The organism is Streptomyces inhibens (assembly GCF_022221585.1).
GTDB lineage: Bacteria > Actinomycetota > Actinomycetes > Streptomycetales > Streptomycetaceae > Streptomyces > Streptomyces inhibens.
Genome location: NZ_CP084681.1, coordinates 9646108 through 9666944, shown reverse-complemented (window position 1 = coordinate 9666944; position 20837 = coordinate 9646108). Strand labels below are relative to the sequence as shown.

Annotated in this window: 20 protein-coding genes and 4 pseudogenes; 14 read left to right on the top strand and 10 right to left on the bottom strand. The window is 67.2% G+C overall.

All coding sequences use genetic code 11. The features are described 5' to 3' along the window. Positions 1-29: 29 nt before the first annotated feature. Positions 30-972 (top strand): annotated as a pseudogene (locus KI385_RS43630) (IS5 family transposase). Here KI385_RS43630 and KI385_RS43625 read toward each other — a convergent pair. After that, the gene (locus tag KI385_RS43625) at positions 967-1437 is read right to left on the bottom strand and encodes a hypothetical protein (RefSeq protein ID WP_238577254.1); all 471 of its coding nucleotides are present in this window, start codon (positions 1435-1437) and stop codon (positions 967-969) included. The pseudogene KI385_RS43630 and the gene KI385_RS43625 sit on opposite strands and share 6 nt — an antisense overlap. A gap of 133 nt (positions 1438-1570) precedes the next feature. Between KI385_RS43625 and KI385_RS43620 the strand changes: the two genes are divergently transcribed. Then, positions 1571-2779, top strand: coding sequence for an IS701 family transposase (locus KI385_RS43620; protein WP_238570845.1), 1209 nt, complete (start codon positions 1571-1573; stop codon positions 2777-2779). A gap of 112 nt (positions 2780-2891) precedes the next feature. On the opposite strand, the pseudogene KI385_RS43615 reads toward KI385_RS43620, so the two are convergent. After that, positions 2892-4457, bottom strand: a pseudogene (locus KI385_RS43615) (DUF4158 domain-containing protein); the annotation flags it as partial. 116 nt (positions 4458-4573) lie between these two features. Here KI385_RS43615 and KI385_RS44125 point away from each other — a divergent pair. Continuing rightward, positions 4574-4705 (top strand): hypothetical protein, encoded by a 132-nt coding sequence (locus KI385_RS44125; RefSeq protein ID WP_281066969.1) that lies wholly within the window; start codon positions 4574-4576, stop codon positions 4703-4705. A 520-nt stretch (positions 4706-5225) separates the two neighbouring features. Then, positions 5226-5411 carry a hypothetical protein gene (locus KI385_RS43610; RefSeq protein WP_238577494.1) on the top strand — a complete coding sequence of 62 codons (186 nt, stop codon included), beginning with the start codon at positions 5226-5228 and terminating at the stop codon, positions 5409-5411. Between the two features lie 190 nt (positions 5412-5601). Here KI385_RS43610 and KI385_RS43605 read toward each other — a convergent pair whose 3' ends face one another. Next, complete coding sequence (locus KI385_RS43605; RefSeq protein WP_238577493.1) at positions 5602-5928, bottom strand: hypothetical protein; 327 nt, start codon at positions 5926-5928, stop codon at positions 5602-5604. A gap of 538 nt (positions 5929-6466) precedes the next feature. On the opposite strand from KI385_RS43605, the gene KI385_RS43600 reads away from it, so the two are divergent. Together KI385_RS43600 and KI385_RS43595 are read left to right on the top strand one after the other, a co-directional pair. Then, on the top strand, positions 6467-6985 hold the full coding sequence (locus KI385_RS43600; protein ID WP_238577492.1) for a pyridoxamine 5'-phosphate oxidase family protein: 519 nt from the start codon (positions 6467-6469) through the stop codon (positions 6983-6985). Between the two features lie 82 nt (positions 6986-7067). Next, positions 7068-7619 (top strand): GNAT family N-acetyltransferase, encoded by a 552-nt coding sequence (locus tag KI385_RS43595; RefSeq protein ID WP_238577491.1) that lies wholly within the window; start codon positions 7068-7070, stop codon positions 7617-7619. A 434-nt stretch (positions 7620-8053) separates the two neighbouring features. On the opposite strand, the gene KI385_RS43590 is transcribed toward KI385_RS43595, so the two are convergent. Together KI385_RS43590 and KI385_RS43585 are read right to left on the bottom strand one after the other, a co-directional pair. Further along, positions 8054-8302, bottom strand: coding sequence for a hypothetical protein (locus tag KI385_RS43590; protein WP_425357052.1), 249 nt, complete (start codon positions 8300-8302; stop codon positions 8054-8056). Beyond that, a complete protein-coding gene (locus KI385_RS43585) occupies positions 8299-8589 on the bottom strand; it encodes a hypothetical protein (RefSeq protein WP_238577490.1) in 291 nt (96 codons plus the stop codon). The genes KI385_RS43590 and KI385_RS43585 overlap by 4 nt, the downstream gene beginning before the upstream one ends. A 292-nt stretch (positions 8590-8881) precedes the next feature. On the opposite strand from KI385_RS43585, the gene KI385_RS43580 reads away from it, so the two are divergent. Continuing rightward, a complete protein-coding gene (locus tag KI385_RS43580) occupies positions 8882-9160 on the top strand; it encodes a hypothetical protein (protein ID WP_238577489.1) in 279 nt (92 codons plus the stop codon). Positions 9161-9164: 4 nt separating this feature from the next. Here the strand turns inward: KI385_RS43580 and KI385_RS43575 are convergent, their stop codons facing one another. Next, complete coding sequence (locus KI385_RS43575) at positions 9165-9365, bottom strand: hypothetical protein (protein WP_238578115.1); 201 nt, start codon at positions 9363-9365, stop codon at positions 9165-9167. Between the two features lie 564 nt (positions 9366-9929). Here KI385_RS43575 and KI385_RS43570 point away from each other — a divergent pair. Beyond that, positions 9930-10190 carry a hypothetical protein gene (locus tag KI385_RS43570; protein ID WP_238577488.1) on the top strand — a complete coding sequence of 87 codons (261 nt, stop codon included), beginning with the start codon at positions 9930-9932 and terminating at the stop codon, positions 10188-10190. A 182-nt stretch (positions 10191-10372) separates the two neighbouring features. On the opposite strand, the gene KI385_RS43565 is transcribed toward KI385_RS43570, so the two are convergent. After that, positions 10373-10813: a hypothetical protein gene (locus KI385_RS43565; RefSeq protein ID WP_238577487.1), complete on the bottom strand. Its 441-nt coding sequence runs from the start codon at positions 10811-10813 to the stop codon at positions 10373-10375. A gap of 361 nt (positions 10814-11174) precedes the next feature. Here KI385_RS43565 and KI385_RS43560 point away from each other — a divergent pair, with 361 nt between their 5' ends. Next, positions 11175-11885: a hypothetical protein gene (locus KI385_RS43560; protein WP_238577486.1), complete on the top strand. Its 711-nt coding sequence runs from the start codon at positions 11175-11177 to the stop codon at positions 11883-11885. 333 nt (positions 11886-12218) lie between these two features. Further along, positions 12219-13088: pseudogene (locus KI385_RS43555) on the top strand (IS5 family transposase). 65 nt (positions 13089-13153) lie between these two features. On the opposite strand, the gene KI385_RS43550 reads toward KI385_RS43555, so the two are convergent. Then, positions 13154-13792, bottom strand: a complete 639-nt coding sequence (locus KI385_RS43550; RefSeq protein WP_238577485.1) for a PadR family transcriptional regulator — start codon at positions 13790-13792, stop codon at positions 13154-13156. A 151-nt stretch (positions 13793-13943) separates the two neighbouring features. On the opposite strand from KI385_RS43550, the gene KI385_RS43545 reads away from it, so the two are divergent. Both KI385_RS43545 and KI385_RS43540 read left to right on the top strand, forming a co-directional pair. Then, positions 13944-14882 (top strand): ATP-binding cassette domain-containing protein, encoded by a 939-nt coding sequence (locus tag KI385_RS43545; protein ID WP_238577484.1) that lies wholly within the window; start codon positions 13944-13946, stop codon positions 14880-14882. Continuing rightward, positions 14879-15703, top strand: coding sequence for an ABC transporter permease (locus tag KI385_RS43540; RefSeq protein ID WP_238577483.1), 825 nt, complete (start codon positions 14879-14881; stop codon positions 15701-15703). Before KI385_RS43545 ends, KI385_RS43540 begins: the two co-directional genes overlap by 4 nt. Before the next feature lie 575 nt (positions 15704-16278). Here KI385_RS43540 and KI385_RS43535 read toward each other — a convergent pair. Then, positions 16279-17061 carry an IPT/TIG domain-containing protein gene (locus KI385_RS43535; protein WP_238577482.1) on the bottom strand — a complete coding sequence of 261 codons (783 nt, stop codon included), beginning with the start codon at positions 17059-17061 and terminating at the stop codon, positions 16279-16281. A gap of 1630 nt (positions 17062-18691) precedes the next feature. Between KI385_RS43535 and KI385_RS43530 the strand changes: the two genes are divergently transcribed. Further along, positions 18692-19426: a luciferase domain-containing protein gene (locus tag KI385_RS43530; RefSeq protein ID WP_238577481.1), complete on the top strand. Its 735-nt coding sequence runs from the start codon at positions 18692-18694 to the stop codon at positions 19424-19426. Here the strand turns inward: KI385_RS43530 and KI385_RS43525 are convergent. After that, positions 19323-19556, bottom strand: a pseudogene (locus KI385_RS43525) (DNA methyltransferase); the annotation flags it as partial. The gene KI385_RS43530 and the pseudogene KI385_RS43525 overlap by 104 nt on opposite strands. Before the next feature lie 389 nt (positions 19557-19945). Here KI385_RS43525 and KI385_RS43515 point away from each other — a divergent pair. Further along, a complete protein-coding gene (locus KI385_RS43515) occupies positions 19946-20740 on the top strand; it encodes an oxidoreductase (protein ID WP_238578080.1) in 795 nt (264 codons plus the stop codon). Positions 20741-20837: the final 97 nt, after the last annotated feature.

Genomic DNA, 20837 nt, shown 5'->3' with positions numbered 1-20837 from the left:
TGCCGCCTGGCCGGATCGTTGTCCCGTGTATGGGGTGGGGAAAGCGCGGTGATTTGTCGGACGCAGAGTGGGAACGGCTGCAGCCGTTTCTGCCGGTGAGCAACGGTCGGTGCGGGCGGTGGCGTGATCACCGGCAGGTGATCGACGGGATTCTGCACCGGGTCCGGACGGGGGTGCACTGGCGCGATCTGCCGGAGCGGTTCGGGCCGTGGAAGACGGTCTATGAGCGTCATCGGCTGTGGTCGGCCGACGGCACCTGGGAACGGCTGTTGCAGCAGGTCCAGGCTGAGGCCGATGCGGTGGGCGAGATCGACTGGGATGTCTCGGTGGATTCCACCATCGTGCGGGCGCACCAGCACGCGGCTGGCGCCCGCACCGACCCGCCGCCTGCCTTGGCCGCCCCAAAAGGGGGCGAGCCGCTGGAACACCAGGACGAAACCTCGTGGCGAAGCCTCGTCGACCGGCTGGTGGAGGTGGTGCAGGAGGCGAGGGCCTGGGGCGTTCGCGCGGCGGCTTCACCAGCAAGATCCACCTGAGCGCGGACGGCCGCTGCCGTCCGTTGTCCCTGATCGTCACGCCGGGGCAGCGGGCCGACTGCACCCAGTTCACGCCGGTGCTGGAGAAGATTCGGGTCCCCCGGTCCGGTTCGGGCGGGCCCCGCAAGAAGCCGGACAGTGTCGCGGCAGACAAGGGCTACAGCAATGGCCCCTGCCGTCAACACCTGCGCCGGCGCGGCATCCGGCACACCATTCCGGAGAAGACCGACAGTCGGGCCGCCCGCATACGCAAGGGATCACAAGGCGGACGGCCGCCGGGGTTCGACGAGGAACGGTACAAGAAACGCAACACCGCGAACGGGCCGTGAACAGGCTCAAGAACTTCCGCGCAGTGGCTACGCGGTATGACAAGCGCGGCTATGCGTTCCTCGGCACCGTCTCAGCTGCAGCTGTCATCGTGTGGCTCCGCTCATGACCGGCCACTCGTGCTCAAGTCGAGTGCGGAAGCTCTGCCGACCGCGGCAAACAGGATGAGTGGCAACTCCTTATCGGCCTGGCCGATCGCCAGCGCGAGCCAACGACCGCTGTCAGGGAGCGGCCACACCTGCATTCTCACGACTTGTTGGCTGAGGTAGTCGAGTGGCTCGGGCACCGGCTCGCCCTCGCAACTGGCGCTGAGATACGGTCCGAGGTCCACGACGAACGCATTGCCCCACCGAGTCGTCAGGCGTGCGGCCAGGTCGTCGAGGCAGGTCTGCAGTTCAGCTTCGGCTCCGACCCAGGCCTGCCCGTCGTCGTCATCCCAGAAGTCCCGACTGACCATCAGTACGCGCACATGATGCTCTGGCCCGCCTTCCCCGGAGGTGTCGGCATAAGTCGCCTCCGGGAACGGCTGCACGGCCAACTCGTCAATTGTCGCGAAGTACTCCTCGGTGGTCATGGGCGCAGCCTATGAGACCGCGCAGACACCTACCGCCGACCGCGCGCGCCAACCCATGATCGCCCGGACAGTTCCTAGTAGGGCTTTGTTACGTGGCCTTGTCACGGTCGGTGTCTGGTAGTTCGCTGGTTGTATGAGGTCTGGTGAACTTGCTGCGTGTCGGGGCCGGTTGGAGGAGTTTGCTGGGGAGGTGTTCGCGCCGCTGGTGCGGCGGGATCAGCGTGAGAAGGGTGCCTTGTATCTGAGGGGGCTGTTGCTGGACGGCCGACGCAAGTCGATGCAGCCGATGGCCGAGCGCCTCGGGGTGGACCACCAGCAACTCCAGCAGTTCGTTACGTCCTCCACCTGGCCCTTCGATGCGGTGCGAGCCCGGCTGGCGTGGCGGGCCGTGCGGGTGGTCCGTCCGCAGGTGTGGGTGGTGGACGACACCGGTTTTCCCAAGGACGGCATCTCCTCGCCCGGTGTGGCCCGACAGTACTCCGGCACGCTGGGCAAGGTCGGCAACTGCCAGATCGGCGTCAGTGTCCATGCCGCTTCCGACACCGCCTCGTGTCCCCTGTCCTGGCGGCTTTTCCTGCCCGAAAGCTGGGACACGCCCGAGGCGGACGGCCGCAGGGGACGTTGTCGCATTCCCGACGACGAACACCACCGTCCCAAGTGGCAGCTCGCCCTGGCGATGCTCGATGAACTTGCCGGCGTCGGCCTGAGGCCCGCCGCGCTGGTCGCGGACACCGGATACGGCGCCAACGCCGACTTCCGCCGCGGCCTGGAAGACCGCGGCCTGGCCTACGTCCTGCAGGCCAAGGCCGAGATGACCGCCCATGGTGAGGCTGCCGAACCCCACCAGCCTGCCTACAGCGGCCTCGGGCCCAGGCCCCTGCCGCGTTACCGCACCCGGCCGGTGTCCTTGCGTGAACACGTGCTGGCTGCAGGGCGAGGCCAGGGGCGGACCCTGACCTGGCGCAAGGGCTCCAAGGCCGCGATGAGCTCGCACTTTGTGCTGGTGCGGGTTCGTCTTGCAGGGCGTCGGCCCAAACCCGCCGCTGACGGCACGATCCCGCTGAGCTGGCTGATCGCACAGTGGCCCGAGGGCGCGGACGAACCGGTCAAGTACTGGGTCTCCAACCTGCCCGCCGACATCCCCGCCCGCGACCTCGTCCGCATCGCGAAGTTACGGTGGCGCATCGAGCACGACTACCGCGAGCTGAAGACCGCCCTCGGGCTCGACCATTTCGAAGGACGCTCGTTCACCGGCTGGCACCGGCACGTCACCCTCGTCACCGCCGCCCACCTGTTCCTGACCGAAGCGCGGAGGAGCCCAAAAGCCCCTGCCAGGGCCTGACCCTCTACCAGGCCCTGGACCTCCTCCAACACCTCCTGGCCACCTGGACAGGCACCTGCCCCACCTGCCACCAACCCACCCCATGGCAGCCCTACGACACCACCTAACAAAGCCCTACTAGCAGGCGGGCGCGCGGGTTGGACCAGCGGTGCGACGGGGCGGCGAACACATCGCGGTTGTTCAGAGCCCGGCGCAGCTGCTCCAGCACGCATACCACGTACGCGTCCCGGTCCACCGCGCCCTGCGGCAGATCCGGGTTGGCGTATACCGCCTTGCGCCACGCCGGCGGCACGAGCTTGTCGTCCACCTCGCGCGGCAGAAGCGGCTTTACCCCCATCTTCCGCCGCGCCAGCGCCGGAAGCCCACGCACCCCGGCCAGGACCCGCTTCCCGGCGCTCGCCGCGTCCAACGCCTTCGACTCGCCCAGCAGCGACAGGAACGGGCGCACCGTGGCGTACCGGGTCGCCAGCGCGGCCCGCATCGCGACCTCGGCCGTGTTCTCGTCCTCAGGCACCAGGGTCACCACGGTGGCCGCGGCGCTCAGCACGGCGGCACGCGGGGCGACCCCCTCGACCGCCGCCCACAGCGCGGCCACGTCCAGGTCCGCACCGTGCTCCTCGACCAGCTCCAGCTCCTCGAACAGCACCTTCGCCGCCCGCGCGAGCGTGCGCGACGCCTTCTCCAGCTGCGGCAACGTCGACAGCCGCTCCTTCTCCGTCTTCCGCTTCGCCGTGTTCAGCAACCGGGTGGCCATGAGGACCTGGAACAGGTCCAGGGCCTCGTCAATCGCCTTCGCCTCCAGGTGCCGCATCACCGCGGTCAGCATCGCCGTGCGCTTCGGTTCCGCCGCCCGCTCCAGCAGCGGCGCCTTCGACCCCAGCGCGTACCGGGCCAGCGCCGCCATCCGGTTCGGCGGGATCTGCGACAGCCTCAGCCTCCCCAGCCGGTACGCGCCGATCTCGTCCACCCGTTCCAGCGCGCGGGCGAACGCCGTCCCGGTCGTTCGCGTCGGCGGCCGGCGCAGCCGCTCCAGCTCCGAGAACCGCGACCCCTCCGGCGTCTTGAGCGTCGCCACCAACTCGCCCGGCAACGCCGGGTCAGCGCGGCGGGCGGCACCCGCGACCGTGGCGTGCAGCCGCTTGTCCGCGACCTTCCGTACCTCCGACACCTGCCGGGCCAGCACGCTCACCCCCGGCAGCAGCACCCGGTTGCGGCGCAGCCAGCCCACCGCGTGGTCGAACAGCGCCTTGGGGCCCTCGGTGTGCGTCCAGGCCCGGCCGTGCAGGAAGGTACGGAACCGCCGGGACCACTCCGGGTCGTCGTACTCGTGGTACTCGTAGGCGTCCCGGATCTCCCACGCGTGTTCGTACGCCGTCTTCGGCCGCTCGGTGTACCGCTTCACCACCGACGGGTCCTCGATGTCAAGCTGCCCAGCCAGGTGCTCGACCACCGGCCACGGCGAATCCAGCGGGTCGTCCGGGAGGAACCGGCCGATGTAGCGCAAGGTGCACATCTGTAGGGCGAAGCCGAGCTGGTGATGCTTTGAGCGCCGTAGCGCGATCAGATCCCGGTCCACATCGTCCAGGAAGGAGAACCGCTCCAGCTCGGGGCTGGTCGGCTCCTCGGCGAACTTCCCGTAAGCCTCGGCCTGCTCATCAGTCAGAAACTCCACCGGCACGAGGGGACCGTAGCCAGCGCCGCTACCCGCCCGGCGATCTTTCCGCGAACCCCGGCGGAGCCCTCAACCGGTGTGCTAGCTGACCATGATCGTTCTCAGCGCCAACGGCTGTACCGATGTTCACCGAGGCCGTGCTCGACCCGGACGCCGAGGCCGGCCAGACGACCGGCGTCACATCCCGTATCGACGACAGCATCGATGCCGCACACGTCAAGCGTGAAGGGGCCAGCAGCCACTCAGGCCGATAGCGCCGGGGCGGCTGTCCGGCAGTAGCCCGGCTCCGGGGAAGGGCGGCCGCCGCCGGCTGACACGGCTGGGTCGCGGCCCCCTGAGCCGGTCCGCGTCATCCTTCAGGTCCTGTCCCGGCCCAACGGCGCCTCTGGCGCCCCCCCAATTTCCCGCTGAGCACAACGTCCCAGCAGGTCATAGCGGGGGACATCCCAAAAAGTCGTCATGGGCCACGATCCCTGTCGCCATGGGACGCCGCCCGGCGACAGGCTGTTCACCGACCGACGGCCCACCGGGGCCCGGCCAGGGAACCGGCCGTCGGCGAAGGAGGACCCATTTCATGAACGCACGCAGGATGACCATTCGGCGCGGCGTGGCGAGCGCCGCCGTCGGAATCGCGATTCTCGGCGGGATGACCGTCGCTGCGCCCGCCCATGCCAGCACCACGGCCCAGGGAGCCTCTCCGGCAGCCGCCGAAACGGCCCGGCTCGCTTCCGGCCCCCGTGCAAGATCCACACCCACGGCTTCTTCCGTCTGGGCGTGCACACCTACTGCTCCAACCAGCCCTCCTGGCGCAGGCACCGCGCACGTGCCACCTGCGTCAGCCACCGCAACCCCATGGTCAAGTACACGCGGTGGGGCCCCTGGCGCAAGCCCGGCCAGAAGTCCTCGATGACCTGCAACTTCCAAGACGGCTACAAAGACGCCCGGGTGGACTTGAGGTGACAGAGCCGCAGCTCTATGGCTGTGGCCCCGTCTCTCGGCGGAAGCTACGCAGCTCCCGAGCGAGGTGCCCCCGGCTCGCGATGGTGCCGCCCCTGGAACAAGATCGGTAAGCGGCGGCGCGCGGCCGGATCGACGACGGACCACGCAGTGCTACATGACCGTTCGCCGTAGCAATACGAACGGACCCCCGTCACCGGTGTAGTGCCCACGACAGCCACACCAGCACTGCGATCGGGACGGCGAGAGCCACCGTGCCTAGCGCGACTCCAGCCCGTGCCGGACGGCGGTCGGCTCCCTCATCGCCCCGCATTCCGTACAGAACACTGACTCCGAAAACGATCGCGCAGATCCCGAGGGGCACGGTGAGGTACAGGGGGAAGGAGCGGATCCACGGCGGCAGGAAGAAGAGAAGTGGGCTCCCGTACATCGCGACAGCGGTCAGGCCCAGTACCAGCGAAACCGTGCCTGTCTCCCCGCGCCCGACCTGGGCTTCCTCGGGGTGCTCGTGGGAGTTCATGACCTGAGGCTAGGTGGCATGCGGCCGACGCTGCATGGGCGTGATGACTCATATCGGTGTAAGTACCGCCACCTCCCCCTCCAGCCGGCTCCCTGTCGGAGGGGGAGGTATGAGCAGCAGCTCACCGCCGCGGGCGGTGTGGACCGGGGCGCTGACGGTCGGGCTCGTCGTCCTGCCGATCCGGCTGTACACGGCGACCGAGGAGCGCTTCGTAGGGGCATGAAACGAGAAGATCCCAGCAAGACGACAGACACACTGCGGCTCACCTCCGCTCGCGCGGAGAGCACAGCTCCAGGCGACCGGCACGGGCGCCCTTGGCCGGCTCACCTCCGCTCGCGCGGGATGGTCCGGGCCACACGACACCGCGTGACGGGTCCACTGTGGCTTCGTTCGCTTCAAGCGACAGCGTTTGTCGATGACTTGCGACGGCAGTTGGTGATCAACGGCTGAGGAGTTGTCGACGCCTTATGACGGCGCTGCCGACGACTGTGGCTGTCCGAACTCCGGAGAGCCCGGGAGGGGCATGGGACACTTGATCATGCCTGTGACCAACCCGTGGCTGGCTGGCCCGTCCCCGAAGAAGCGGCTCGAACCCGAACGCCTGGAAGAGCGAATACTCAACCTGCTGTCGTCGCAGAACATGTGCGTGATCGCGACGGCCGGACCGGAGGGGCCGCTCGCGACTCCTGTCCGGTACTACCACCTCGGCTTCGCGGTGATGTTCTCCGCAGCCGCTGGTTCGCCGAAGATGAGAAACCTCGCCGCGGACCCCCGGGTGTCAGTGGGAATCTTCGCTCCGCTGGTCGGTCAGGCAAGCAGCCGAGGCGCTCAGCTCTTCGGACAGGCCCGCGTGCTGTCCGAAGACGACCCCGACTTCGAGCACTATTGGCCGGCTTTCCGCTGGCAGTCCGACCATGTCGAGCGGTCGCGTTCCCTCGACGAACCCCCGTTGGGGCCGCTCATCGTGATCGAGGCCGAGCGGATCGTTTATACCGAGCACTGGCTGCGGCGCGAGGGGTTCGCGCCGCGTCAGTTCTGGACCAGATCGGGCAGGTAGCCGCGAACCCTTGGCTGACCTCTGCCACCACTGTCCAAGAAGCGTGCGAAGCGTTCGGGGAGCATTGGCGAGGATGGCTGCCATGACCTACGTGATCGAAGTCCCCCACGCCGACGACGCCGCGTTTCTGGGGCCTCTGCAGTTGAGGATCTGGCTGCAGACATATCCCAACGAGGCGGCGGGGATCGATGAGACCTGGATCCGTGAGCACCGCGGCGCCTCCGCCACCGCGGAAGGCATCGCCCAGTGGCGGGAGTTCATCGAGGCGGCAAAGCAGCGACCGGGCCTGCTGTTTTGCCGTGTTGTCCGCTCCGAGACGGAGATCGTCGGCTTCCTCTGTGGTCGCCGGGACGAGGTGGTCACTCTCGGGCCGATGTATCTGCTGAACGAAGCCCAGGGCCAAGGTGTCGGAGGCTGGATGATGAGCGAGTTCCTCACCTGGGCGGGAAGCTCACCTATGCGCCTGTGGGTCACCGAATACAACGAGCGAGCGGTCCACTTCTACGAGCGCTACGGATTCAAGACCACAGGTGAGCGAGAGATCTGGCGAGGAAAACTGCCAAATGTGCGCATGACTCGCGACTCCACGCTGAGCGACAACCTCAGTCGAACCGCACGGGGCCAGATCACCTGAGATCGGGACCAGTTCGGCTGACGCATGACGGCTACCTGCCCCGCTGGCCAGCCGCCCTTCGAGTGGGTGGTGCGCTTGGTCGAGCAGGCCCGCTAAGCGGGGTGCCGCGTGCATCTGAAGCCGAACCTGGTCAACGGCGGCAGTCCGGGAATGCAACTTCCCAACGAATACCCGGTCTCACGCATCGCCGCGCGACAGGACATCGCCGTCCTGATCTCTCACGGAAAAGGTCCCTTCCCCGTACGGGGAGGGGACCTTTTGTGGAGCGCCCGGCAGGCCTTGCACCTGCATCTCCCACCGGTTGGTGGACGTCTTTCCTTGGACCACAGACGCGCGACTCCCGCCCGTGGGCCGAAGCTGCACCATGATCATACTGGATTGGAGGACAGGCTCCCGCTCACTTCACCGACGACCGGAGTGTCCAGGCCATCGGCTCAGTGGACGATCCGGACCGTGGTGACGACCAGGATCGAAGAGCTGACGTAGTAGACGACGAAGGCACCGGCGACGGTGACTTCGCGGTAGTCGCGGTCGCCGCGCTTGACCGCGGTGGAGCCGTGGCCGTACGGGTCGATGCCCAGCGTCTTGGCCAGGGCCCGCTCGGACGCCGCGTGGGCTTCCGGCATCATCGCTTTCCGTGCGGCCTCGGCCGGGTCGGCGTACTGGATCCGGTAGCGGCTCACGCCACCCCCGTGTGGTGCTCGTCGCCGTCCTGCGGGATGCAGCCGGTGAAGTCGCCGGCCTTCAGCCGGGCCACGATCGCCTCGTCCTCATCCTCGGCCGCCGTCGGCAGGGCCCAGCGGGCAAGGACGCGGTGGAGGTCCTGGGCCGGCGTCTGCCGGACCTCGGCATCAAAGGCGTCACGGTCCTCCTTAGGGAGAGTGGCGCGGATGCCCTCTATCGTCGCCTGGACCTCGACGAGCTTCCCGTCGATCACGGTTTTCCACGTCGCCGTCGCGATCTCGCCCATGCTGAACCTCCTCGGCTACGGACCTCAAGCTACCCGCTGCGTCCAGGCGGCAAGGGCTGATCGTTACGCCCGAGGGCCAGGTCGAGCTGGTTGTTCAGGCAGAGCTCGAACCCGCCGTGGGACGGGCCGCCCATCGAGATCCTTGGCCAGTGTGGCCCGGCTGGGGGCGGATGCCGCCCCCGCAGGCGGGCGGAGGGTCAGGTCTTGCCGGCGGAAGTGGCGGAGGGGGCCGGGGCGACCGCGTCATCGACGACCGCCTGGGGACGGTCTGCGGGGGCCTGCCCTGCTGGATGTGGTCGACCACGGGGGCAATGGCGTCGTACATACGCCGCGCCAGCGGCTCGTTCTCGTCGGGACTGTTGTGCCAGTCGGTGCCGCCGTGGGCGTCGTGGTCGAGTTTGCGCAGGTACTCCACCAGTTGCGGGCCGGTGAGCGTGACCTCGATCAGGCCGCGTTTGCCTTGCTGACCGCCGAGCTTGGCGGGTTTGACCTTGTCGAACTTCTCCGAGGCCGGCGTGTCACGGCCACTGTCGCGGGTCTGGTCCCGGTCGTGTCCCTCGTGATGGTGTAAGGGATCAACTGGTGGGCTTGTTCGTGGCATTGGGTAGCGCCGGGGCGCTTTCGGGGAGTTCGGGGTAAAGCTCGTCCATGCTGCCTTCGGACAGGTAGCGACGGGGGAAGGCGATCCACTCGTCGTGCATCTCGAAGAGCACGGCGGTCAGCCTGCCCCGGTTCTGCAGCAGGAGGACGAGGAAGAGAAGCCTGGCCGCGCGCATGAACCAATCATTCCAGGCCCGGGTCGCGTTCGGGCACCTGAGATCGCCCTGGCCCCCGCTTCTACCACCTCGACGATCACGGCCCTGCCTTCCACGGAATGGCCCACCGGGGTCACGTAGTCGTACGGCACCCGCAGTTCACCACTCTCGGCCACCTCCTTGACGTACCGGGCGGCGGCCGCGAGCCCGCTGCGCCAGAAGTCGGTCTCCGGGTGTAGCACCCGCAGCGCGACGAACTGTGCCACCTCCGCAGGATCACGCGGCGTGGAGAACTTCAGCAGTTCCCGACCCAGGTTGCCGTGGCGATCGGTCTCTCTGTGGGAGAGGTGTGTTGACCTGCTGTTTCAAGGTTTCCGCAAGGTTTATGCAAAGCGGTACCGGCACCGTGGAACTGGCACGAGAGCCGGAGCTTACGGCCCGGATACCCCTGGTTCTCGCTTGCGGGACAGGGGCCTGGCCTGCTCGAGAACCGACCGACTACGCTTGGGAGATCTCATCGTGAAACTTCTTCGGACAGTCTCTGTCGCAGCGGCTGGACTGGCGCTGACTGCTGGCACGGTCGTGATGAGCGGCAGCTCAGCGGTGGCAGACCCGTCCTCGGCTTCGGCAGCGGCCAGCTGTCGGAAGTCGCAGGACTCCAACACCTTCGGCACCTACTGCAGCTCCGCGGAAGGCCGCTACTTCCGGGCTGTCGCGGTGTGCAAGAACGGCCAGGAAGTCCGTGGCCAGCAGTGGAAGAGGGTGGGCAGCGGCAACTGGTCCTGGGCATACTGCACCCAGGTGAACTCCTCGCTCTCCTGGGGATATGCCGAGATCGGCAACTAGCCCTCGAACCTGGCTGACGGTCCTCGTCAGCCTCGCTGACGAGGACCTCCTTGATTTTCGCCGTTCTGACTACTCGCTCGGCCTTCCCAGTTCTGATCGGTCGTCAGGCCAGGTCTGTGCTGGCTGAGGCCCAAGCGTCCACCACGCTGCCCGCGTCCTGGCTGCGCGATCGTGCCGGTGTTTCAGCGCCCCTGCTTTCGGTCTGGGGCAGGCAGTTCGGCGTGCAGGCATCCGCGGACGGGGTGGCGGCGGGTTCCGGCGCTCCATGGGGCGTGGAGCTGGATTGGGCTGGTCGCGTAGCGGCTCGCGGTGGTGTGGGACAGGTTGAAGACCAGGGCGAGATGCAGCGGATCGGCGCCGATGGTCAGGGCTTCGTGCAGTACCCGGTCGCTGCGGATGTGTTCGAGGTAGACGCCCTGGTGCAGCAGGTGCCACTTGAGGTATTCGGCACTGACGGGCCCGGTCCCCAGGGCGGTCTTCGCGTTGATCAGGACGTGCCGGTTGGGGGTCTTCGGCCAGATGATGCGGCGTTGGTCGAGCCAGGCCAGCAGGGTCTGGTGGGGGAGTTCGCCGAGTCGTTGAGCGTGTCCGGCGATGGAGATGCGGCGGTTGGGCAGGTCCACTCTGCGCCGGCTGTACCGGCAACTGTCCAACGACCGCTGCCCTTTGCCCGATGCCGGCATCCAACCACCGGCTGTGGGACAGGCGACGGAACTCAGTGAACGGGTTGCGGTTCCCGGTCACCGGCTCTCGCGACCGTCTGCTGGCTCCGCAGCCGTCGGGCCGGAGCTGAGCGCCTGAGTTGGTTAACCCGCCAGCAGAAGCTACCCGACCGCAACCCCCGGCCCACCGGCTGAGTCAGACACCCGCCCGGACGACGCGGAATGCGTGTCGCGGTCTGCGGAGCCACGTTCTGCGCGTAAGCCCGAGACACTGCGCATAGCAGCGCCCACCTGGCGTCCCACCGCTCTCCGAGGGGCCGGCATGCCCGCATCCGTCATCGACATTTCCCACCTGAGTCTGGTTGTGCACCAGCGTCCCGTAGTGAGCGCTTCAGCTGAACTGGTTCGGTGCTGGTCCGGCGACCTGGACGAGCTGAAGGAATGCGTCCTGGAGCACTTCGCACCAAGCGGGGGCTACTGCGAGGTGGGTAACGATCTTCATTCGGTCACGATGGGGAGTGCCGAGACCCGCCTGAGGCCGGGACCGGACGACGCCTCATGGCACGCCGACCTCTTCCACGCTGGCTGGCACGACTTTCCCTACAAGGATGTGCCGGTGAACTACCGTCGCCAGGTGGCCGACTACGTCGACCGCAAACACGAGCTGCGTGAAGGGTGCGTACAGGAGTCCGACCTTCGCGAGGCTGCCGGAGAGGGTGGAGCACCGGCCGTCGAGCGCCTGGCCCGATATCACCGCGACGTGCTTGATCAGCAATATGCGGCTCTGGACACCCTCTTCAGTGATCTAGTCACCCCAAAGGGGAAACTGCCAGCTTGGGCGCGGAAACTGGCGCACGCCGAGGTCCAGGAGCATCACATGCGCAGGGAGTGGCTTGGCAGCGCCGTGATCGCTTACCTCTGCGGTGGCTCAGCGGGCCGGCGACCGGACACTATCTTCGGCGGCGTCCGGTACGACTTCACTGATGGCTCTTTGGATCTGACGCGCCTGGCCCCGGTTGAGTCCCAGGGGTAGCTGGAAAGCCGCCATTGCCACGAGGACCGTCCACTGCCTGATTGTCCCCGACTGGGCCGAGGCGGCAGCTGGTGCGCTACGGGCGGCACATTCTGTGCTGAGAGGTCGTTTTCATCTTGGATACCCTTGTATCTGCGGATTCTCGGGGTGCGGGGTTGTGGTGGGGGTGATGCTCTCAGTGTGGTTGAGGCTGGTTGGCCGGGAGGGGTGACCGCTGGGGCGGGATGTGGTTTGTGCCTGTCTCATCCCAGGACGCCCGACCTTCGTGACTGTGCTTCCGTCGCCGGTGTCGTGCGCCTGGGCGCACTCGGTCCGGGGCGGTACGTCAGTAGCATGCCTACGCGACGTCCGTATCCGAGTGATCTGTCCGATGCCCGCTGGGAGTTGACCGAACCGGTGCTGTCCGCCTGGCGCTTCGAGCGCCGCGGCAGGGCCCTGGACTTCGGGCGCCCGCCCGAACACGACCTGCGCGAGATCATGGACGCGATCTTGTACGTGGACCGCACCGGCGTCCAGTGGCGCTACCTGCCGCACGACTTCCCGCCCTGGGAAACGGTCTATGGATACTTCGCGAAGTGGGCGAAGGAAGGTGTGTTCGCCCAGCTCATCGGCCTGCTCAGGGAGCTCGTGCGGCGGAGGGAAGGACGTGATGCGGAGCCGTCGGCCTGCGTGATCGACGCCCAGAGCGTCAAGACCTCCACCAGTGTTCCCGTCTCCAGCCAGGGCATCGATGCCGGGAAGAAGATTGTGGGCAGGAAGCGGAGCATCGTGATCGACACGATCGGCCTGCTGCTGGCTGTGCTGGTCACTGCGGCCAGCGTGCAGGACTCCGTGGCCGGCACCCAGCTGCTCGACCAGGTCGCCGCCGACCACCCCGGCATCCGCAAGGTCTGGGTCGACGGCGGCTACCGCCAGCACCTCGTCGAACACGCCGCCACCCTCGGCATCGACATGGAAATCTCTGCACGCACCCCCGGGACCAGGGGATTCACCCCGATACCGAAGCGATGGGCGGTAGAGCGGACCTACGGCTGACTGATGTTCCACCGCCGCCTGGCCCGCGACTACGAAACCCTCCCCACTCGCTCCGAAGCCATGATCCACCTCGCCATGACCGACCTGATGGCCCGCCGCCTTACCGGCGAGGCCACCATCTCCTGGCGCGACCCGACGCCACAGGATCAAACATCGATTCCGGGATAAAACACTGGGAGAAAACGACCTCTGAGCGGCAACACCGACGCCCGTGCCGCCGCCAGGGTGCGTCGCTAGCGGTTGTCCTCAGGGTGCGGTCCCGTCGCGAACGGGTTCGGCTCATCTTCCGCGAGCACGCCCACGAAGGGTTCGCCCTCCCCCGCGAACGTGTACGCGCCGCCTTCGATCCGCTCGATCAGAGCGCGCGTCCATTCCGCGCCGCCGTCGGCCGAGTGCACCCACAGGTTCATGATCTCGCCGATGTGCCCGAGCGGCTCGGGCCCGTCCTCCGGCGTGTAGTACTCGGTGACCGCGGACCGCCACTGCTCGAGCCCCGCGATCCTCTTCTTGAGGAGTGCAACGGCCTCGCCCCGCGGCAGGTCGACGATGAAGCCGATGCCGGCCGAGAGCACGTCGGTCTTCTGCTCGTGCGAGCTCAGGGCCTCGCGCAGCAGCGTGAAGTACTCCTCGGTTCCCTTGTCGTTGATCTCGTACTCGACGCGAGGCGGGCCGCCGACGGTGCTCGGTGCGACCTCGTGGGCGACGAGGAGTCCTTGCTTGTCCATCTGCTTGAGCGCGTGGTAGATCGAGCCCGGCTTGGCGTTGGACCACTCGTGGGCCCCCCAGAACTCCAGGTCGTTGCGTACCTGGTAGCCGTGCGCCCGTCCGTGTTGACGGACCGCGCCGAGGATCAGCAGCCGGATCGCTGACATGCACATCTCCTCTCTAGGTAATTTTCACTATGGAACTATACAAGTTTGACTAGCAGGCACCTCGCAATGTAATCAAGTTTGACTAGTCGATCCAAGGCGCCGTACCTTGCAATCTCTAGTCAAGTTTGACCACTGACTGAGGGAGGGTGTTTTGTCTGACTACGATCTGGCGATCGTCGTCGAAGGTCTGCGGAAGAGGTACGGGGACAAGCAGGCCCTCGACGGCCTCGATCTCACGGTCCGAGCCGGGACCGTCCAGGGGATTCTCGGCCCGAACGGCGCCGGCAAGACCACGGCCGTACGCATCATGTCCACGCTGCTGCGTCCTGAGGAGGGACGTGTCGAGGTGGCGGGCATCGACGTGAGGACCCGGGCCGACGAGGTGCGCTCACGGATCGGGCTGCTCGGCCAAAACGCCGCCGTCGACGAAGAGCTCAGTGGCCGCCAGAACCTGGAGATGTTCGGCCGCCTCTACCATCTCGGCGCGCGCCGCGCCGGCACGCGGGCCGACGAGCTCCTGGCCCGGTTCGGGCTCGCGGACACCGGCAACAAGGCCATCAAGCAGTACAGCGGCGGTATGCGGCGGCGGCTCGACCTGGCGGCGTCTCTCATTTCCCGACCTCAGGTGCTCTTCCTGGACGAGCCCACGACCGGGCTCGACCCCCGCGGCCGCACGGAGGTGTGGAACGCGGTGCGCTCACTGGTGGGCGGCGGCACGACCGTCCTGCTGACCACGCAGTACCTGGAGGAGGCCGACCAGCTGGCCGACCAGATCGCGGTGATCAACCACGGAAAGGTCATCGCGGAGGGCACGGCGGACGCGCTGAAGTCCAAGACCGGCGGTGACCGCATCGACGTGGTCCTGCACGACACGGCCCAGCTGGCACGCGCGGCCTCTCTCCTGCCCGGTGACGTGGTGGTGGACGAGGACCGGCGGATGGTCAGTGCCTCGGTCACCGACCGGATGGCCGCGCTGACCGAGACCGTGCGGGCGCTGGAGGCAGCCGGCATCGAGGCGGAGGACATCGCGGTACGCCGGCCGACGCTCGACGAAGTCTTCATGCACCTGACGAAGGAGGACGCCGCATGAGTGCGACCCACGGTGTGAGCACGGCGCACGGCACGGGTTCGAAGCTGAGCTGGGCGGCCGTCGACTCCTGGACGATGACCAGGCGCGAGCTGGCCCACTGGGCGCGCCAGCCCGTGCAGGTGGTCGTCGGGTTGGTCTTCCCGGTGATGATGCTGCTGATGTTCAGCTACCTGATCGGCGGCGGACAGGGCATCGACGGGGACTTCAAGGCCTACCTGGTGCCCGGCATGCTCACCATGACCATGGCCTTCGGCCTTGAGGCGACGATGCTCTCGGTCACCCAGGACCTCGGCAAGGGGGTCATCGACCGGTTCCGCTCGATGCCCATGAACTCCGGCGCGGTCCTGGTCGGACGGAGCGTCGCCGACATGCTGCAGTCGGCGGTCGGACTGACCGTGATGATCGCCGTCGGATACGCGATCGGCTGGCGCTGGCACGAGGAATTCACCTCCTTCCTGGGCGCGGTGGGACTGCTGTTGCTGCTGCGGTTCGCGATGCTGTGGATCGGCATCCACCTGGCGATGGTCGCGGGCAAGCCGGAACTGGTGCAGGCGGTGCAGATCCTGGTCTGGCCGGTCAGCTTCCTCTCCAACGCCATCGCCTCGCCCGAATCGATGCCGTCGTGGCTGGGCGCGATCGTGGAGTGGAACCCGATGTCGGCGACGGCCACCGCGGTACGCGGTCTGTTCGGCAACCCGGGCGCGGGTGGCGACTCCTGGGCCGCGACCCACGCGGAACTCCTCGCGGTGGCCTGGCCGGTGGCCCTGATCGCGGTGTTCTTCCCGCTGGCAGTGAAGCGGTTCCGGTACCTGAGCCGCTAACGAACCCGGCCCCCGGCCCCCGGCCTCCGGTCCGGTTCGCCGGATCGGAGGCCGAGGCCCCTGGCGCAGTCTGCGGTGCAACCGAGGTATCGGCTGCACCGCAGACCGCATCGAGGCGGACGACGCCGGCCTACCGCGCGACAGCCGCTCCGCGAAACCAGTGACGGCCACGGATCCGCACAGCCACTTCGGCCCCACAACAGTCTTGGAGCGGCGGCTCCCTGCCGGATCGTCAGCAAGAAAGGCTGAGGGGCGCTCTGCGCAGCGGCCTGGCGCACCGGCGCTCGCAAATTCCGCAGCGCTGCCGCCGCCGCTTCGCCGGACGCGCGTGCACCACGATCACCACGCCGTCGGCGTCCTCTCCGTCCGGATCGGACTCCTCGACTTCGACCATCTCGATCAGGATCTTTTCGACACCGAACAGCCGAGTCCATATCCTTGTAGATCGCACGCCGTATCCAGGTTCTTCCGTTTCGCACAGTCGCATGTCGAAACGTACCCGGGATACGGCGTGTTCCGTCCATCGTCCCTGTTCAGCGACCCACGGAAGGAGCGCCCTTTATTGCTCGTCGCTCTCAGATAGCAGGCTCGCTGATGTACGTGAAATCGATGGTGGCGGTTCCGCCGGGTGTGATGACGGCGAGTGGGACGGTACCCGCGATGTGGGCGGGAGCGACAGCTGTGACCTCGGTATCGGAAATAACCGTGAAGTCTGCCGGCGCGGTGTCGAAGAGGACCTGACTGGTATAGGTCAGATCGGTGCCCGTGATGGTGACGTTGTTGCCGCCGGCGCTCGCTCCGGTGGCCGGGTTAACGGCGGCGATAGTGGCGCTACCCACGATGATCACGCCGCAACCAAAGCAGCATAGGGGGTTGCCAAAGCCGATGCAGCATCCACACGTGATGATGGTGCCCCAGGGCAGGCTCAGGCTGACCGGGCCAGGGCCGGGATCGTGGGCCGGGGTGGTGAAGACGAGTTCGGTGTCGGAGATGATCGTCGGAACAGCTGTGGCTGTTCCGAAGTTCACTGCCGTGACGGCGGAGAATCCCGTGCCGAAGACGGTAACGGTCTCGCCGCCGGCGGCGGACACCTCGTTGGGACTGACGCTTTCGATCTGCCCCGGGGGGAGGTAGTAGAACGGCCGCGGGTGGCTCGTTCCCCCGGGGGTGGTCACTCGGACGCCGACCTGGCCGGTACCTGTGGGAGAAACGGCTGTGACCTGGGTGGGGGACACATTGGTGACGTTGGTTGCGGGTTTCAGTCCAAAATACACCGCGCTCGCGCTGGACAGATTCACCCCCGTGATGGTGACGGTGATTCCTCCTGAGGTGGGACCTTGGTTCGGAGATATGGACATGATGCACCCTCCTTGCGAGCCTCTCTCGCGTTTCAGCTCTAACTCGATTAGTTAATCGAACCTGGCAGGCGAAAATGACGCAAGGTGGAACAGATGCGAAATGGGGGGCGCGAAAATAATAGTATTAACCGATGAACGCAATGCTGCTCCTTGTGGCGCGCCTTCGTCGCTCATGCCTCGATCATTCATGTGCGTGCGCCGGCGTGAAGGGGCGGGGAGCTGACACCGCTCGCTCACAGCGGCGGCCCGCCCCATCCTGGAATCGAGGGCCTTCGGCTACCTGTGGGCTGGTACGCGGTGAGGGCGATCTAAAGCTGGCCGATGACTCTCGACGGGGCGCTGAACTGTCCAGCGGGGCAGGCGTTCACGGCCGCAGCGCGAGGAGAGCGTCTCGGAAGCGGATATCCCACCCGGTACGTACACGCTGAGCTGTAGCGCCGGGTACGCCCACGCGGGGCACTGTGAGTGCGGCCAGGAGGTCCACGCCAGCTCCCATCGGTTGCCTTTGCCCCACAGGCGCCGGGCGCCCGTCACTTCGGCCGTTGCCGGGGCGGTCAAGGGGGTCGGTGAACCACATCGCGATGTCCCAGCTGCCGCTCGGGTCCTTCGTGGACATTCGGGTGGTGAGCGCGCCCAGCAGAGTCTGAGCTGGCGCGGACATTGCCGGCAGGCTCTCAAGGACGGTGCACTCCTCCTTCGTCAGGGGGTGGTCATCGCGCCACAGGCCGGTATGCGGTGTGGCGTCATGGTCCAGGCGGTCGGCGCGGTCGCGGGTAACGGTCATGCGTGCCCCGGTCGGCAGGTGCACCAGCTCGGCACCATTGCCGCATTCTCGCTTTACTCGGAGGCCGGGAAGTCCCCATTCGGGAAGGTGGTCACGGGGCACCAGGCGACCGACGATGGGGCGATCCCGCGGGCGCGGGGAGCAGTTCCGGCCTGCGTCCTCAACCCCCTCGCGGGCGGGGCCATCCCCGCGGGCGCGGGGAGCAGTACGACGGCAAAGTCGGCTTCGCCCGACTGCTGGGACCATCCCCTGTGTTCCATGCCGGGCGGGTTGTCGGCGGCCATCAGAGGGACTCCACTGGTCGTCTCCCGCACGCTGTGCATGAGCTTCTCGGTGTTTCCAGGGGGCAGCTGGGAGCCGAAGTTGCCATAGGTGCGGACGGCCAGCTTGCCGCCGGAAGCTCCTTGTAGAACGCCATGGTTGGCTTCGCTTCACCTGAGAAGCTGATGTACGGGCTGAGACGAGAGTTCATTGCTGCTCCTGCTGTGACGGTCCGTCGAGTCGGCATTCGTTCCGTCGCCAACTTGGCCGACCAGCACACGTGGCGCGATGGTCAACTGGCCGACCAGATGCCATCGTTGAGTCGAAACCGGCGTGATCTCCTCCCTGTGCCCGCACGATTCGTCGATGTCATGGCGGTCGGCAGTCCGTCCCGCGACGGCCCCTGGGCTGTACGTCATACGGCATACCGGCCACCTCTCAGACTGCTGCTGTCGGTGTCCGGAGCATTAGAACGACGCCGTACGGCACGTTCCCGCCATCCCCGCCCCGGCCGCCAGATTCCGGCTGCGAGATCCCGTCTCCAAGGCCCTATGACCGGGCACCGGACTCGGGCAGGCTGACTCCATGGACTTGGCCGAACACGCGAACGCGCGTCTCGTCGACCGGCCCGCACTTTCGCGCGGGCGTGCAGGGTGCGGAGCACAGTACTGCTTGTGTGCCGGATCCTGGGAGATCGTCCACTTCCACAGCGGCAGCGAAGTCGACGTCCACATGACGCGGCACATGATCGACCGGCTGGGTCCGGCCCTGCGGGGCTCCAGCGCCCTCAAGCTGCCGTCAGCGTCCGGATGGATCATGGTCCGGCTCGAGACACTCTCCGACATCGACCTGCTCGCCACCCTCGTCAGCGCCGCCCTGCTCGCGACCGGAAGCGCACCAGGGTTGACCGAACCGGACCGGACCGATCGTTGCAGCCAGTGGCCAAGGGAGAGGCCCACTCGCTGTCCTGGCAGGGGGCCCGGATGGCCATCAGGTGGCTTTGCAGGCCCCTGCGTGACAGGAGGCGGTGGCAGGGCCGCCGCGTGCCCTCCTCACGACACGGCGGGGCCCGACTCTGACGCCGTCGCCGGCTTCTGGGTCGCGGTGGCACGCATGGCGGCAGGAATGTCGGTTCGTCGCGGTGTATGCAGGTGCGATGGACCGTGGACGGCTCACGGGTTCTGTGTTCTGGCCCCCGGGTCGGGGCGTGGCGCTCTCATTCGTCGGGCCCGGCGAGTTCGAAGTCGTCCTGGCCCAGGGCGCTGCGGAGGCGTTGTTCGGCGATGCCGGCGTAGGGGGCGGAGAGTTCGGCGCCGATGAAGTTGCGGCCTCCTTTCAGTGCGGCGATGGCAGTGGAGCCAGAGTCAGAGCCGGAGCCGGTGAAGGGGTCGAGGACGGTGCCGCCGGGCGGGCAGACCTGGACGAGTTGCTGCATGACCTCGATGGGTTCTGCGCGCCACGCTTCCCATCCGACGGATCGTCGGACGTCGCCGCGCTGGCCGTCCATCTCATGTGCAAAGACGCCCTCATCGGCGGCACGTACGACATCGACAGCGGACAGCAGCTCCTCACCCACTGATGACCCGATGCAGCCCAGGACGGTTGTCTCCAACGCCTCCTGCCCAATCAAGCAGTCGCCGGCCGTCGGCCGATGACCTGGCGTTCGGGTGGTCGTATGCAATGACGTCCAGGACCCACGAACGGTGATGGCGCGCGAGAACCCCAGCGCAGGCCGCGTGGCGACGGTGCTACTCCAAACCGAGGGTCGATACTCACGCAATGCGGCTGTTTCGGATGCATTCGGCAATGCCCGGAAGCGTGACGCAGGAGGAGATCCCGGTGAAGCTGAACCTGACGGACAAGGTCGCCGTTGTCACTGGTGGCAGCAAGGGCATCGGCCTGGCCGTCACCGAGGCACTCGGCCGTGAGGGCGCGCGCGTGGTCGTGGGCAGCCGCACGGAAACAACTGAGCTGACAGCCCTGCGCAAGCGGTACGACGTCGCCTTTCACGCCGTCGATCTCGCCGACGCCGACGGTGCCGACACGCTGGCCCGGGCGGCAGCGGACCGACATGGCCGGATCGACGTACTCGTCAACAACGTAGGTGCCACCAATCCACGCTCCAGCTTCCTCGACGTCGAGGACACAGCATGGATGCAGGCCCTCAATATGACATTCCTGAGCGCGGTGCGCGCCAGCCGTGCGTCGTTGCCGCACCTGCTGGCGCATGGCGAGGGGGCGATCGTCAACATCAGCTCAGTCAACGCCCGACTGCCTTTCCCCATGGTGGTGGACTATTCAGCGGCCAAAGCCGCCCTGAGCAACCTCACCAAAGCGCTGTCGGAGGAGTTCGCTCCCCGTGGTGTCCGCGTCAACGCCGTCGCTCCCGGCCCCGTACGCACCCCGTTCTGGACTGCCCCCGGCGCCTTCGCCGACACCGTCGCTGCCAGTGCAGGCGGCACGGCACAGGAGGCACTGGACCAGGTCGTTCCCCAGCAGATGGGCATCTCCACCGGACGCATCACCGAACCCCAGGAGGTGGCTGACCTCGTTGTCTTCCTGGCCTCCCCGCGCGCCGGCAACATCACCGGTGCCGAATTCGTCATCGATGGGGGCCAGATCAAGACCATCTGACGTGTATTCGAGGCAACCGGGCCAACCGGGCCGGTGGGCAGGCCTGTTGCTGCCAGGGGCGGGACCATCCTGTGTGCTGGGGAAACGTGGCCTGGCG